The organism is Actinomadura luteofluorescens, from assembly GCF_013409365.1.
Lineage (GTDB): Bacteria > Actinomycetota > Actinomycetes > Streptosporangiales > Streptosporangiaceae > Spirillospora > Spirillospora luteofluorescens.
In genome coordinates this window covers 6,593,990-6,608,238 of sequence record NZ_JACCBA010000001.1, presented here as the reverse complement: position 1 = coordinate 6,608,238, position 14,249 = coordinate 6,593,990, and the positions used below count along the sequence as shown (strand labels likewise).

Annotated in this window: 16 protein-coding genes; 5 read left to right on the top strand and 11 right to left on the bottom strand. The window is 71.6% G+C overall.

Going from position 1 to position 14,249, the window contains the following annotated elements; translation table 11 throughout:
* Positions 1–21: 21 nt before the first annotated feature.
* From BJY14_RS30810 to BJY14_RS30800, 3 genes are all read left to right on the top strand, one after another.
* On the top strand, positions 22–882 hold the full coding sequence (locus BJY14_RS30810) for a peptidoglycan-binding domain-containing protein (RefSeq protein ID WP_179846826.1): 861 nt from the start codon (positions 22–24) through the stop codon (positions 880–882).
* A gap of 77 nt (positions 883–959) precedes the next feature.
* Entirely contained in the window at positions 960–1,850 is an 891-nt protein-coding gene (locus tag BJY14_RS30805) for a peptidase inhibitor family I36 protein (RefSeq protein WP_179846825.1), read from the top strand.
* Between the two features lie 34 nt (positions 1,851–1,884).
* Positions 1,885–2,829: a peptidase inhibitor family I36 protein gene (locus tag BJY14_RS30800; protein WP_218905658.1), complete on the top strand. Its 945-nt coding sequence runs from the start codon at positions 1,885–1,887 to the stop codon at positions 2,827–2,829.
* 52 nt (positions 2,830–2,881) lie between these two features.
* Here the strand turns inward: BJY14_RS30800 and BJY14_RS30795 are convergent, their stop codons facing one another.
* On the bottom strand, positions 2,882–3,892 hold the full coding sequence (locus BJY14_RS30795) for an NBR1-Ig-like domain-containing protein (RefSeq protein WP_218905657.1): 1,011 nt from the start codon (positions 3,890–3,892) through the stop codon (positions 2,882–2,884).
* 119 nt (positions 3,893–4,011) lie between these two features.
* On the opposite strand from BJY14_RS30795, the gene BJY14_RS30790 reads away from it, so the two are divergent.
* Positions 4,012–4,458 carry a peptidoglycan recognition protein family protein gene (locus tag BJY14_RS30790; RefSeq protein ID WP_179846822.1) on the top strand — a complete coding sequence of 149 codons (447 nt, stop codon included), beginning with the start codon at positions 4,012–4,014 and terminating at the stop codon, positions 4,456–4,458.
* A gap of 170 nt (positions 4,459–4,628) precedes the next feature.
* Positions 4,629–5,843 (top strand): ammonium transporter, encoded by a 1,215-nt coding sequence (locus BJY14_RS30785; RefSeq protein WP_179846821.1) that lies wholly within the window; start codon positions 4,629–4,631, stop codon positions 5,841–5,843.
* A gap of 13 nt (positions 5,844–5,856) precedes the next feature.
* Here the strand turns inward: BJY14_RS30785 and BJY14_RS30780 are convergent, their stop codons facing one another.
* The 10 genes from BJY14_RS30780 to BJY14_RS30735 are packed head-to-tail and all read right to left on the bottom strand — an operon-like array spanning position 5,857 to position 14,226.
* Positions 5,857–7,755 carry an FUSC family protein gene (locus BJY14_RS30780; RefSeq protein WP_179846820.1) on the bottom strand — a complete coding sequence of 633 codons (1,899 nt, stop codon included), beginning with the start codon at positions 7,753–7,755 and terminating at the stop codon, positions 5,857–5,859.
* Between the two features lie 38 nt (positions 7,756–7,793).
* Positions 7,794–8,150 (bottom strand): fluoride efflux transporter CrcB, encoded by a 357-nt coding sequence (crcB, locus tag BJY14_RS30775; protein ID WP_179846819.1) that lies wholly within the window; start codon positions 8,148–8,150, stop codon positions 7,794–7,796.
* Entirely contained in the window at positions 8,147–8,662 is a 516-nt protein-coding gene (locus tag BJY14_RS46775) for a fluoride efflux transporter FluC (RefSeq protein ID WP_179846818.1), read from the bottom strand. The genes crcB and BJY14_RS46775 overlap by 4 nt, the downstream gene beginning before the upstream one ends.
* An 8-nt stretch (positions 8,663–8,670) precedes the next feature.
* On the bottom strand, positions 8,671–9,615 hold the full coding sequence (locus BJY14_RS30765) for an urease accessory protein UreD (RefSeq protein ID WP_312879480.1): 945 nt from the start codon (positions 9,613–9,615) through the stop codon (positions 8,671–8,673).
* Between the two features lie 5 nt (positions 9,616–9,620).
* Complete coding sequence (gene ureG / locus BJY14_RS30760) at positions 9,621–10,256, bottom strand: urease accessory protein UreG (protein ID WP_179846817.1); 636 nt, start codon at positions 10,254–10,256, stop codon at positions 9,621–9,623.
* A 23-nt stretch (positions 10,257–10,279) separates the two neighbouring features.
* Positions 10,280–10,990, bottom strand: coding sequence for an urease accessory protein UreF (locus BJY14_RS30755; RefSeq protein ID WP_179846816.1), 711 nt, complete (start codon positions 10,988–10,990; stop codon positions 10,280–10,282).
* Entirely contained in the window at positions 10,987–12,708 is a 1,722-nt protein-coding gene (gene ureC / locus BJY14_RS30750) for an urease subunit alpha (protein WP_179846815.1), read from the bottom strand. The genes BJY14_RS30755 and ureC overlap by 4 nt, the downstream gene beginning before the upstream one ends.
* 6 nt (positions 12,709–12,714) lie before the next feature.
* Positions 12,715–13,146, bottom strand: a complete 432-nt coding sequence (gene ureB, locus BJY14_RS30745; protein WP_179846814.1) for an urease subunit beta — start codon at positions 13,144–13,146, stop codon at positions 12,715–12,717.
* Positions 13,136–13,918: a sirohydrochlorin chelatase gene (locus BJY14_RS30740; RefSeq protein WP_179846813.1), complete on the bottom strand. Its 783-nt coding sequence runs from the start codon at positions 13,916–13,918 to the stop codon at positions 13,136–13,138. Before BJY14_RS30740 ends, ureB begins: the two co-directional genes overlap by 11 nt.
* Positions 13,918–14,226: an urease subunit gamma gene (locus tag BJY14_RS30735; RefSeq protein WP_179846812.1), complete on the bottom strand. Its 309-nt coding sequence runs from the start codon at positions 14,224–14,226 to the stop codon at positions 13,918–13,920. The genes BJY14_RS30740 and BJY14_RS30735 overlap by 1 nt, the downstream gene beginning before the upstream one ends.
* Positions 14,227–14,249 lie beyond the last annotated feature (23 nt).

Below are 14,249 nucleotides of genomic sequence, written 5' to 3'. Positions count from 1 at the left end.
GCTCCCCTACCAGGAGACCCGATGAAGCTGCCTTCGTACGCCGCCGCGGTCGTGACGGCGACCCTGCTCACCTCCCTCACCGGACCGGCCGAGACGCCCGCGGCCCATGCGGCCGGCGGCCAGGCCCCCGGCCTCCAGGCGCTGCCGAGCGTGAACATGGAGGCCACCGTCAAGGCGGCCCAGATCGACCCGCGGCGGGCGGACGACACGCTGACGCCGGGCGCGAAGGCCGGCGTGCTCCTCGTCGAGCAGGCGCTGCGGGACAGGAACCTGCTCGACGCCACATGGGTGGACGGCTACTTCGGCACCACCACGATCGCCGCCTACGCGAAGTACCAGAAGTCGCTCGGCTACACCGGTCTCGCCGCCAGCGGGCTGCCGGGAAGAACGTCGCTCGCCAAGCTCGGAAGCGGGCGCTTCACGGTCGACCACGTCATCGAACCGGGTGCCCGCGTGTCCACCGGCGGGGTCGTCGTCAACACCCGGACGCAGAAGATGCTGGCCGAGGCGGAGCGGCTGCTCGGCCGCGACCTCGCGCTGGACCAGGGCTCCTACAACCCCGGCGGCGACCCCACCTCCGCGGGCACCCACGACGGCGGGGGCGTCGTGGACGTCTCGGTGGAGGGGATGGACTCCGCCACACGCACCGCGGTCGCCCGCGCGCTGCGCCTGGTCGGCTTCGCGGCATGGGTCCGCAGCCCCGCCCAGGGCGACTGGCCGTGGCACATCCACGCCGCCGCGATCAGCGACACCGACCTGTCAAGCCAGGCCCAGCACCAGACCGGTGACTACTACCTGGGCCTGAACGGCCTCTCCGGCCGCGGCGCCGACGACGGCCCGAAGGTCACCATCCGCACCTGGGAGGAGTACCAGCGCAGCTGACCCGTCCCGTCCGTACACCAGGCAACGACGACAGACAGGCAACGAGAACAGGAACGAGAACAGAAGGAGAGAACGGCATGAACAAGCTCACCAAGGTCCTCACCTCCACGGCGACCGGCGCCGTCGCGCTCGGCGGAGTGGCGTCCGTCTACATCTCGCCCGCCTCGGCGGCGGCCCGGGACGGCAAGTGCGACAGCGGCGAGTTCTGCTACTACTACAACAGCGACAACCAGGGCTCGATCTCCGACTTCACCGGCTCCATCGCCGACTACGGCACCACACAGCCCTCCTGCTACGACTTCAAAGGCGACGGCAACGGCAAGGGCCTGTGCGTCAAGAACAACGCCGCCTCCGTCTGGAACAACAGCGGCAAGACCGTCCGCGTCTACTACAACAGCAACTACGGCGGCAGCTACCAGGACTTCAAGGCCGGCGCCAAGGGCAACCTCAACGCCACCCTCAAGAACCAGAACGCCTCCCACGAGTTCTCGCCGTCGGCGCGCACGAACATGTCCTACGGGCTGTACGCGGCGAGCGGCGGGAGCATCACCTGCGGCTTCGACGGCTACACCACCACGCCCGGACGGCACGAGGGCATCGACATCGCCCGCGGCATCGGCTCCGACGTCCACGCCCTGGTCGCCGGTAAGATCATCTACATCGCGCGCGGGGCCACCGGCGGTTCGGGGCTGTCCACGATCTCCGTCTACAACGCCTCGGCGAACAAGACGGTGATCTACCTGCACACCGCTCCGCGGTCCTCGCTGGCGGTGGGGCAGTCGATCAGCCGCGGCCAGGTCATCGCCGACGAGTCGTGGCACGGGGTGTCGTCCAGCTCGTCCGCCCACACCCACGTCGAGATGCGTCTCGGCCAGCAGACGCACGCGGCCAAGAGCGTCAACGACCCGACCCTGGACAACCCGAACCCGACCACGTTCTGGAACTCCCAGGGCTACAACGTCCGATAGAGCGCAGCGGCCTCCACCAGAGGGGATGACGACTGTGTCGAAACGAAGCGCGCGAGTGATCTCGCGGCTCACCGCGGCGACCGCCGCGACGGCTCTCGGCGGGGCCGCACTGGTCCCGGCCTCCCCCGCCTCGGCGGCGTCCCGCGACGGCAAGTGCGACAGCGGCGAGTTCTGCTACTACTACAACAGCGACAACCAGGGCTCGATCTCCGACTTCACCGGCTCCATCGCCGACTACGGCACCACACAGCCCTCCTGCTACGACTTCAAAGGCGACGGCAACGGCAAGGGCCTGTGCGTCAAGAACAACGCCGCCTCCGTCTGGAACAACAGCGGCAAGACCGTCCGCGTCTACTACAACAGCAACTACGGCGGCAGCTACCAGGACTTCAAGGCCGGCGCCAAGGGCAACCTCAACGCCACCCTCAAGAACCAGAACGCCTCCCACCAGTTCCTGAGCTCGACGCCGCCGACCGGATGCAAGACCGACGGCACCGACAGCACGCTCCCCTCCACGATCCTCGTGTACCGGGTGTCGCTCGGCCGGGTGGACCGGGTGGCGTTCAAGACCTACGTCAAGGACGTCCTGCCCAACGAGTGGGTGTCGAGCTGGCCCGCGGAGTCCCTCAAGGCCGGCGCGATGGCCGTCAAGAGCTACGGCTGGTACTGGGCGCTGCACTCGACCCGCACGACGTCGGGCGGCCAGTGCTTCGACGTCTACGACACCACGTCGAGCCAGGTCTACAAGCCCGGCTCCGCCAAGGCGTCGACGAGCTCCGCGGTGGACGCGACGTGGGGCACCCGCATGACCCGCGGCGGAAAGATCCTCGAGGCCCACTACTGCTCCACGACGACGGCGTGCGGCGGCTGGGTCACCGGGGACTGGATGTCGCAGTACGGCTCCCGCGACAAGGCCGAGGCGGGCTGGAGCTACTCCAGGATCCTCAACGCCTACTACAGCGGGATCACCCTCTCCTGATCCCTCGGGCAGTCCGGCCCGCCCCCCGCCGTGGCCCCTCCACGGCGGGGGGTCACGGCGGCCCCACGACGATGACCTGGAAGTTGACCGGACGGTTCCCGGGGAACGCGACCTTCCCCGTGCCGTCCACCATCTTGAACCGCACGTAGCATAAGCCGGGCTTCCTGGGCGTGGTGATGTCGGTGCGGATGTCGACCTCGTGGCCCGGCTCCGTGTCGGCGATCGGCACGTCGGAGATGGTCTGGCAGTCGTCGGCCTTCTGCGGGAGGTCGAGGCGGCGCAGCGAGTAGCCGTCCCATGGGACCGTTCCGATGTTCTTGAGCCGCCATACCTTGGTGATGTTCCGGCCGGTGCCGACGCGGGTGCAGTCGGGCAGCGTGATGTCCGCGACGAACTTGGCGGCGTCGCCCTTGTGCCTCGGCGAGGACGGTGCCGGGTTGGTCGCCTGGACGGGGCAGTCCGCCGGAGTGAGCGCGTTCTTCGAGCGGTTGCCGTACTCCTCCATGCCGTCCTTGCCGGAGTCGCCGTTCATCACGATGAGGACCACCGCCCACGTGCCGATGACCGCCGCCCCCAGCGCGACCGCGCCCGGGCTGCCCAGCCGGAACCGCGCCCGGCGCTTCGGAGCGGGAAAGAACGCCTGGACGTCCCCCGCGGGCCTCCCTGGTGGTGGCGCGACGGGCAGGGGCACCGAGGTCTCGCCCTCCGCCGCGCCCTCCGTCGGCTCGACGGCGATGTGCACGGCCTGGGCTTCCACGGCGCTCGGGGCGGAGGCTTCGAGCGCGGCCGTCGGGGGCCTCCCGGCGCTCGCCGACCTGACCGCCAGGTTCGCCCGCTCCCAGCGTTCGCGGTACGCCGCCGGGTCCGCGCCGCAGGCCTTGACGAACTCGACGGTGGTGCCCCAGCTCGGGAGCCGGTTGCCCTTCGTGGCCTCGTGCAGCGTCGTGTGCGAGATCGCTCCCGACCTTCCGGACATCTCCCGGAAAGGCGGGTTGCCCACTGATTCCCGCAGTTCCCGCAGAACCGCCGCGAAGTCCTCGATCGCCTCCGCCTGTGCACGCATGTGGTCCACCGGGTGAAGCTAACAGCGCCCGCGCCCCCCAACAAGCACATGTTTTTATCGGTTATCTTCCGGTCAGGTGTCGCCTTTCAAGCTGATCAACATCTGGGGGGGGAACGCTCATGGCCGCGCACGCACATCTCCCCCGCCGCACCCTGCTCAAGAGCACCATGATCATGGGCGGCGCGCTGCTCGTCCCGGCGGCCCGGCCGCCCGGCCCGGCCTCGGCGCAGGCCACGCCCCTCGTCCACCCCCGCGCCGAGTGGCTGGCCCGGCCCCCCAGAGTGGAGGCGACCGTGCTGAACAGGGCTCCCGACCACATCGTGGTCCACCACACCGCGTCGGAGAACGCCACGGACCTCTCCCTGGAGCACGCCCTCGCGCTGTCCCGGGCGATCCAGGACTTCCACATGGACACCAACGGCTGGGACGACCGGAACCGGGTCGCCGAGAGTCTGGGCGAGCGGCGTCCGGCGGAGGCGCCGGCGGCCCGGTCCGGCGGCCTGCCCGGGCCGCGCTTCACCTTCGACCACGGTCCGGCGGTCGGCCCCGGCGACCCCACCCGCTGAACCGGGCTTACAGAAACGTCACAGAATCGAAAGGAAGGAAAAGTCCGGCCAGGTAGACCCGGGGTAAAGGCCGATGGGCGTAATTTTGTCCAGGGCACTCCCCCGGAGTGTTTCACGTGCTCACCGCGTGCCCATACCTCAATGGCGTCCCCTGAAGCCAGGAGTTGGGCATGAGTATCGGGTTGAATACCGGCGATTCGGCATGGGTGCTCGTCAGCTTCGCCATGGTGCTGCTCATGACGCCGGGGCTCGCCCTCTTCTACGGCGGAATGGTCCGGGCGAAGAACCTCGTCAGCGTCCTGTACATGAGCTTCGTCTCGATCGCCGTGGTGACCGTGATCTGGTTCGTCTACGGGTACGGCCTGGCGTTCGGCGACGACGTCGGAGGGGCCGGCCTCATCGGCTGGGGCAGGTGGCAGTTCCTCAGGACCACCCCGTCCGTCCTGAGGGGCGTCATCCCGGAGTACGTGTTCTCGATGTTCCAGCTCGTCTTCGCGATCATCACGCTCGCCCTGATCAGCGGTTCGGTCGCCAACCGCGTCAGGCTCGGGCCCTGGATGGTCTTCGGGGTGGTCTGGGTGACCCTCGTCTACCTCCCGGTCGCCCACTGGGTGTTCTCCAAGGGTGGCTGGATCAACCGGTGGGGCGCGCTGGACTTCGCCGGAGGGCTGGTCGTCGAGCTCAACTCCGGCATCGCGGGCCTGGCGCTGGCGCTGGTGCTCGGACCGGGCCTGCGCTTCCGCAGGGAGGGACCTCCCGAACCGAAGAACATCCCGCTGGTGATGGCCGGCATGGGGCTGCTGTGGTTCGGCTGGTTCGGGTTCAACGGCGGATCGGCGCTGACCGACGGCGCCCTCGCGGCGAACGCGGTGGTCAACACCATGATGTGCGGCTGCGTCGCGATGCTGGTCTGGATGCTGCTCGAACGGGCGCGGTTCGGCCGGTTCTCGCGGCTCGGCGGCACGACCGGCGCGCTCGCCGGCCTGGTGGCCATCACCCCGGCCTGCGGGTACGTCAACCTGTTCGGCGCGACGGTCCTCGGCATCGTCGTCGCCGTCGTCTGCACCTACGCCGTCGAGGTCAAGACGTCAGTCGGGTACGACGACACCCTGGACGTCGTGGGGATCCACGGGGCCGGCGGCATCGTCGGCGTGGTGCTGCTCGGCCTCTTCGCCACCGGCAAGTACGGCAGCCCCACCGCCGGGCTCGTCTACGGCGGCTCGATCTCCCTGCTGGGCAAGCAGATCGTCGCCATCCTCGCCGTCGGCTGCTACAGCTTCGTGCTCACCTTCGCCATCGGCAAGGTCGTGGACGTCCTGCTGGCCTTCCGCCCGAGCGCCCGCGAGGAGGCCGCGGGCCTCGACACGGAGCTGCGCATCGGATGAACGCGCCCGTCCGTCACAACGGAAGGGTCCTGCGCAGGCGGCGGGTCTGGGCCGCCGCCTCACCGAGGACGTCCTCGCCCGGCAGGTCGGGCAGGTCCGGTGCCCGCGGCGGCCGTCCGTCGCGGACCGCCGCGGCCATCTCCCGCAGGTCCGCCGCCATCGCCCCGACCGCCTGCTCCGGCGGCGGCTCGGCGCCTCTGCGGACCCTGACGGAGGCGGCGGTGACGGTGTCCACGAGCGCGTCGAGCGCGCCCAGGACCGGCCACCAGGCGGCGCCCGTGCGGCTCGCCGGCGGCGGTTCGGCCTGGACCTGCCGCAGGTCGACCCGGACGGCGTCGAGGCTGCGGTGCAGCGCGCGCCGGTCGCGGGCCCGGACGTCCCGGGACCCGGTGAAGGCCTCGTCGAGGTAGTCGGCGAGCGCCCGGAACCCGGCGGCGAACCGCTCGCCGATGCGGATCCGGCGGCTCCCCGGCCAGAGGGCGTAGCCGAACACCAGCACGATCAGGCAGCCGAGGAGGGTGTCGGACAGCCGGGCCAGCACCAGCTCGCCGGAGGGCTGCGGCGAGGTCAGGTCGAACAGGAAGAGCATCAGCGGGGTGACCGCGACCGTCCGCATCGCATAGGACCTGGCCTTCAGCACCGGGATCAGCCCGCCGAAGAACGCCGCGAGCGGGACCGCGGCCCAGCCGCGGGGGACGGCCACCAGCACCAGCAGGGTGGGGACGGCCGCGACGAACGTACCCACCGCCCGCAGCAGGGACCGGACGAAGACCGAGCCGAAGTCGGGCTTGAGGACCACCGCGACCGTCAGCGGAAGCCAGATGGAATGCACCGTGGGGATCCAGAGGTCGTGCAGGACGCCCGGGAACTCGACGAACGCCGAGGCGATCGCCATGCACAGGGCCAGCCGCAGCCCGTACCGCCAGGCCGCGGCGGAGGTGAGGGCCAGCTGGGCGGCCCGGTACGCCCGGGTCGGCAGGGGCTTCGGGAGTCCGAGCCAGTCGGGGTCCTCCGGGTGCGTCTCCGACAGCCGCCGCCGGGCGTACTCGACGGGCCGCGAGAACTCCGGGTCGCCCCGGAACGGCGGGATCTCCGCGTCCCGTTTGCCGCTCCGGACGGCGTCCGCGATCTGCCGCACCTCCTCGGACAGCCCCGGCGGCGCGGGCCGCGCGGACCGGATGAGCAGGGTGAGCGCCTCCATCAAGGGGGAGGCCGCGTTGAGCATGGCGACCAGCCACCGCGCCTCCTCGCCCCAGCTCTCCTTCCCCCGGACGCGGTGGCACATCAGCGCGTCCTGGGCGCTGTCCACCGCCATGCTGAGCGCGAGCCGGGCCTCGCCCGGGTGGCGGGCGACGTCGATCAGGTCAGCGGCCCTGGCGTAGACGTCGGCGACGGCCCGGTGCTCGGGGCCCGGACGCCGGCTCCACACCCGCCAGCTCAGCACCGCCAGGGCGAGGTAGAAGGCCCCGCCCGCTAGCTGGCAGAGCGGAGGGAGCCACCACGCCCCGAGCTGGGGCAGTCCAGTGCCGATCACGTTCATGAACAGCAGCGCCAGCGAGGCCGCCGACACGACGTTGCCGATCGAGCTGACCAGCCCGGAGAGCAGGGCGACCGCGGTCGTCATCGTCACCGTCCCCCAGCCGTGCCCGTGGGCGAGCTGGCCGACCACCAGGCCCGCCGCGCCCGCCAGCTGCTGGACGACGAGGCCGAGCGCCCTCGACCGGTACGGGCCGGTGCTGGGCCGCATCGTCGCCAGGACCATGCCGGCCGCGGCGAGAAGCCCGGCGCGGGGCTCGTCCAGGGACAGCGCCACCGCGATCACCACGCCGAACGCGACCGCCGCGCGGATCGCGTCGATCCAGGGCACGGGCGCCTTGGACACCGAGAGCGCCCGGCTCAGCCAGTTCCCCACGTCGGCTCGTGTAGCGCCCATCGGTATGGACGGCCGCGTCAGACCGCTTGGAACGCGGCGTACAGGAGGCTGAAGACGCCGATGCCCAGCCCCAGGGAGACGAGCACGTTCGCCGCGCCTCTGGCGTACTTCCCGTCCTGGAAGAGGTGGACGGTGTCCAGCTCGAAGGTGCTGAACGTGGTGAGCGCGCCGCAGAAGCCCGTGCCGACCAGACCGTCGGGTACCGCGCTCGTGGTCACGCCGTGCAGGGCGCCCAGGACTCCGGTGCCGAGGAGGTTGACCGTCAGCGTCCCCCAAGGGAACGCCTTGCCGAACCGATGCTTGACCATCGTGTCGAGGACGAAGCGGAGCATGGCGCCGCACGCCCCTCCGGCGAGCACCAGCAGGGCGATCATGTCGGCGCGCCGCCCTCCGGCCGGAGCGGGCGGTACGGCAGGAGCCGTCCGCCCCAGAGACCGGCGGCGACCGCGATCCAGCCGCCCGCCACGCTGGCCACCGCGTAGACGACGCTCTGGTCCCAGGCCCCGGCGCGGCCGAGGGCGTGGACTCCATCGATGAGGTGGGAGAACGTGGTGAACCCGCCCAGGTACCCGGTCACCAGCAGCGGCCGGGCGACGGGGTGCGGCTTGCCCTTGAGCAGGTACGACGTCAGGATTCCGATGAACAGGCAGCCCAGCATGTTCACCAGGAGGGTCCCCCAAGGGAAGCCGTGCTGCGCGCCGGGCATCGCCTTGATGAGCAGGTCACGCGCCAGGGCCCCGACGGCCCCTCCGATCGCGACGTCGAGCAGCGCGCGCGGCTTGATCCCCGGGTGGCGGGGCGGCCCCTTCCTGTGCCGGTCCAGGACGGTGGCCTCGGCCACCTCGCGGCGGAGCAGGCGCCCGGCCGGCCTCCCCTGATCCCCCACGGCCGGTGTCACCACCTGCGCCGCGCGGGGGCGGGCACGCCCAGCAGCAGCCGGCGGACGGCGTCCCATACCTGCATGAAGGCGGCCTCGACCTCCGGCGACCGCTCCCCCAGGACGCGCGCCCAGGCACCCCGGTCACCCGGCAGGACGCTGGCCCCGGCCCGCAGCCCCGTGCGGGCGAGCGCCTCGTGCATCGCGTCGGCCACGGCCTGCGCGGGCTTCTGGCCGGTGACGACGTACAGGGACGCCAGCACCCCGAAGTCGTCCATCACCGCGGGGCCGGTCACCGCCCGTTCCTCCGGCACCAGGTGGAGCGGATCGGCGAACAGCAGCCGTCCCGTGGTGTCGTGCACCTCGACGTCGCTGCAGTACGCCGTGTAGGCGTGCCGTTCCCCGCGGGCGAGGCGTCCGGCCAGCAGCGTCTCGCCCACGAGGACGGTGGAGTCGGGATGGGCGTTGACGGCGAGGTGCTGGTAGAAGCGGGTTCCGCCGAAGGGGATCGTCGTGTCCGGCAGGTACTCCAGGTAGCCGCCGGGGCCCGCGGAGAGACCGACGAGTTGCGTGGCGTAGTCCTGCTCCATCCGGTAGAGCCGGGTGGCGCCCTGGGTGGTCACGTGCACGGACGCGCCCGCGCCGCAGGAGACGTCGACGCGGTAGCGGTCCCCCTGGAGGACCCCGCCTCCGGACGACATGAGCATGACGTACGGCAGGTCCGGCACCCCGGGATCGGGGTGCAGGGGCCGGGTGATGTGCAGCGGCGCCTTCTGGTAGTGGCCGGTCAACTCCGTCCGGCCGCCGATCAGCTCGAACCGCAGGTCGAGGAGGCCGACCTTGCCGGGGCTGCCGGCCGGGAGCATGTCCACGGCGCCGGCGTGCCGCCGCACCGGCTCGGGCACCCAGCGGGGAAGGTACCGCTCGGGCGAGAGGCGGTCGGTCTCCCCTGAGCCGCCCACCGTCCCTACACCGGCGAGGTACACGCCGCTCCCGCCCGCGCCTCGATGAAGTCGACGACGTCCGCGACGCCGGTCCCGGCGAGGCAGTCGGTCAGCGCGACCGGGCCCTCGCCGCGCACCGCCCGCGCGTCCCGCTCCATCACCGAGAGGTCGGTGCGGACGTACGGCGCGATGTCGATCTTGTTGATGACCAGCAGGTCGGAGTCGGTGGTGCCGGGGCCGCGCTTGCGCGGCATCTTCTCGCCCTCGGCGGTGTCCAGGACGAAGATGAACACGTCGGCCAGCGCCGGGCTGAACGTGAGCGTGAGGTTGTCGCCGCCGCTCTCGAACAGCAGCAGGTCGACTTCGGGGAAGCGGTCGAGCAGCTCGGCCGCCGCCGCCAGGTTCATGGTCGGGTCGTCGCGGACGGCGGTGTGCGGGCACGCCCCCGTCTCGACCCCCACGATCCGCTCGGGGTCGAGCGTCCCGGCCAGGGTGCGGCGGACGTGCTCGGCGTCCTCCTGCGTGTAGATGTCGTTGGTGATCACACCGACCTGGCGGCCCAGCGTCCGCAGCCGCGGGACCAGCGCCTCGATCAGCGCCGTCTTGCCGCTCCCGACCGGGCCGCCGATGCCCACCTTGAAGACCTTCTCCAGCTCCATCCCGGCTCCTTCGTGTCAACGGATCAGGTGACGAACAGGCGGGCCTCCGCCCGCTCGTGCGCGGCCGAGACGACGTCGGCGACGGGCACCGAGCCGTGCAGCTCCCGCGGGTCGCGGACGGCGAGCGCCGCCCGCGCGACCCGTGCGAGGTCCGGGCGGACCTCGCCCAGCAGCCTCTGGGCGCGGCGGAAGTCGGTGCGGGCCAGCCGCACCGCCGCCGCCGTCCAGCTCGCGGCGAACGCGTACAGGTCGGCGGCGACCGCGTGCGCCGCCGGGACGCCGAGCCCCGCGTGGAGCGCGCCCACCACCACCGCGTGGTTGCCCGGTGCGGCCCTGTCCGCCACCAGCTCCGCCAGCCGGGCGGCCTCGGGCACCGGGAAGGCGAAGGCCGCCGTGTCCAGGACCTGCCGGCCGGTCCGGGTCGAGGCGTTCCGCTGCTCGCGGTTGAGCTTGATCGCGTGCAGCCGCCGGTCGACGCGGACCAGCCCGTCCCAGTCCCCCTCGCGCGCCGCGCGGTGCGCCAGTGCCAGGGCGGCCGCGTCCGCGGGGCCCACCGCGTTGTACAGCAGGTCGGTCAGCAGCTCGCGCAGGTTCTCCGGCCCCGTGATCCGGAGCTGGACGTACCCCTCCAGCCCGTGCGACAGCGTGTACATCCCGCTCGGGAAGCCGGAGTCGGTGAGCTGGAGCTGGGCCAGCAGCGGGTCCAGGTCCGCGGTGCCCGGACGTGCGCTCATGCCAGGAAGAACAGCCGGTTCAGCGGCAGCTTCGTGGCCGGTTCGATGTGCGCGGGCTCCCCGTCCACGGTCACCCGGTAGGTCTCCGGATCGACCTTGATCTCGGCGAGCGTCGAGTTGCGCAGCATGTGGCGCTTGTCGACGGTCCGGCACTGGCGCACCGGGCGGATCAGCCGCTCCAGCCCGAGCCGCTCGGGCACGCCCGCCTCGATCGCGGCGCCGGACATGAAGGTCGCGCAGGTGCTCGACAGCGCCCGGCCGAAGGCCCCGTAGGTGGGCCGGTAGTAGACCGGCTGCGGTGTCGGCAGCGAGGCGTTCGGGTCGCCCATCTGCACCCAGCTCACCATGCCGCCCTTGATCACCATGTAGGGCTTGGCGCCGAAGGAGTGGACCGGCCACAGCACGATGTCGGCGAGCTTGCCGTCCTCCAGCGACCCGATCGTGTCCGCCATCCCGGAGACGCGGGCCGGGTTGATGGTCAGCTTGGCCAGATAGCGCAGCACCCGGAAGTTGTCGTTGCGGGACGAGTCCTCGGGCAGCGCGCCCCTCTTGTCCTTGTTGTGGTGGGCCACCTGGAAGGCGCGGGTGAACGACTCCCCCACCCGGCCCATCGCCTGCGAGTCCGAGCCGATGATGCTGATGACGCCGAGGTCGTGCAGCACCGTCTCGGCCGAGATGGTCTCGGCGCGGACCCGGCTGTCGGCGAACGCCACGTCCTCGGGGACGTCGTAGCTGAGGTGGTGGCAGACCATCGTCATGTCCAGCAGCTCGTCCACCGAGTTGGCGGTGTAGGGCAGCGTCGGGTTCGTGGAGGCCGGGAGCACGTTGGGCTCGCCGGTCACCCGCAGGATGTCGGGGGCGTGCCCGCCGCCCGCGCCCTCGGAGTGGTAGGTGTGGATCGCGCGGCCGTTGATCGCGTTGATGGTGTCCTCGACGAAGCCGGCCTCGTTCAGGGTGTCGGTGTGGATGTTGATCTGGATGTCCATCTCGTCGGCGACCGACAGCGCGCAGTCGATGACGGCCGGGGTGGAGCCCCAGTCCTCGTGCACCTTCAGCCCGGCGGCGCCGGCGGCGATCTGCTCCTCCAGCGGGCCCGGCAGGCTGCTGTTGCCCTTGCCGTAGACGGCGATGTTGATCGGGATGTCCTCGTAGGCCTGGAGGATGCGGGAGATGTTCCACGGCCCGGGGGTGGTGGTGCAGCCGCGGCTGCCGTCCGCCGGGCCGGTGCCGCCGCCGACCAGGGTGGTGATCCCGTTGCTCAGCGCGTTCTGGGCCTGCTGGGGGGCGATGAAGTGGACGTGGGTGTCGATCGCGCCGGGCGTGGCGATGAAGTTCTCGCCGGAGACCACCTCGGTCGTCGCGCTGATGATGAGGCGCCGGTCGACGCCGTTCTGGGTGTGCGGGTTGCCCGACTTGCCGATCCCGGCGATCCGCCCGTCCTTGATGCCGATGTCGCCCTTGACGACGCCGAGCACCGGGTCGAGGATCAGCGCGTTGGTGATGACGACGTCCAGGGCGACCGACCGTCCCGAGGCCGGGTCGGCCGACATGCCGTCGCGGGCGGTCTTGCCGCCGCCGTACTGGGCCTCGTCCCCGTAGTGCCCCTCGGTGTGGTCCTTCTCCACCTCGACGACGAGGTTGGTGTCCCCGAGGCGCACCCGGTCGCCCACCGTCGGGCCGTACATGGACGCGTACTGCTGACGGCTCATCGTGGCCATGGCGGCTCAGCCCTTCTTTCCGGAGCGTGCTGACTTGCTCTTCCTGGACGACTTCTTCGGCGGCTCGACCGGCTCGTCGAGGTAGCCGCGCTTGTGCATCCGCCGCAGCGCCGTGCGGTGCGCCTCCTCGGACCGGACGCTGCCGTTGAGCAGGCCCCCGAACCCCACCAGCCGCAGCCCGCCGCCGTACTCGACCAGGGTCACCTCCTTGGTGTCTCCGGGCTCGAAACGGACCGCGGTTCCCGACGGGATGTCCAGCCGTTTCCCGAACGCCTTGTCACGCTCGAACCTCAGCGCCCGGTTGGTCTCGAAGAAATGGAAGTGCGAGCCGACCTGGACCGCGCGGTCACCCGTGTTCTGCACCAGGATGGTCTCCCTGGGCTGACCGACATTCAGTTCGATATCGCCCTCGCCGTACATGTACACGTCATCCGACATGGGATTCCTCCCCTTTCATGTCCGCCATCACCCGACGTGGAATTTCCTGGGGATGAGCATGATCGTGGCCGTGCCCGTGCCCGTGGCCGTGGGCGGCGGGTGCCAGCCCGTCGTCGCCGTCCCGGCTCCAGCGGCGTTCCGCTTCGGCCACCCGTTCGCGGATCAGCGCCCCGAGCGACGCCGGCCCCAGAAGCGGGCCCGCGGTCCTGGCGTCGGCGCGGCGGGGCGCCGGAGCGAAGGAGGCGGGCACCAGGACGACCTCGTCCGCCCCCAGCCGCCGGCAGCGCTCGACGCCCTCGTCCACGTCCGGCTCACCGCCCGGCAGCGCGACCTCCACCCAGCGGACCGGCGTGTACTGCCACACCAGCCGCGCCACCCGGAACAGTTCGGCGTCCGGCTCGGGCCCGGCGGCGGGCGCCACCAGCAGGACCGCCCGCTCCCCCGGTCCGTCGCGCAGCGCCCTGTTCACCGCGCCCCTGATCCAGCCGACCAGGTGCCCGGTCGTGCCCAGCGGCCCGGCCAGCAGCAGGTCTCCCGGCGCCCGGTCCCGGGCCGTCCAGCGCAGGGTCTGCGCGGTGACGTCCGGCAGGTCCGGGTCGCGCCCGAGCGTCATCGGCACCGCCACGAGCCGGTCCCGCGTCCGCAGCGCGGACTGCAGGTCACTCCCCGGGGCGTGGACGTGCGGGCCCCCGGGGCCGAGCAGGTCCGGAAGGCACCGGCCCTGCCGGCTCTCGTGCCCGCCGACCAGGACGACCCGCCGGCCTCCGGACACTACTTGCCGCCGACCGGGTCGTGGCAGGAGACCAGCTTCGTGCCGTCGTCGAAGGCGGCCTCGACCTGGATCAGCTTCAGCATCGCGCGCACACCGGGCAGCACGTCGCCGGGCCCGACGATCTGCTTGCCGAGCTCCATGCACTCGGCGACGGTCCTGCCGTCCCGGGCCGCCTCCACGATCGCCGAGCAGATCAGCGCCACCGTCTCGGCGTAGTTCAGCTTCAGGCCCCTGTCCCGGCGCTGCTGCGCCATCTGGGCGGCGGTGAAGAGGACCAGCTTGTCCATCTCCCGCGGGGTGAGGTTCATCGGTGTCCTTTCCGCGCCCGGCC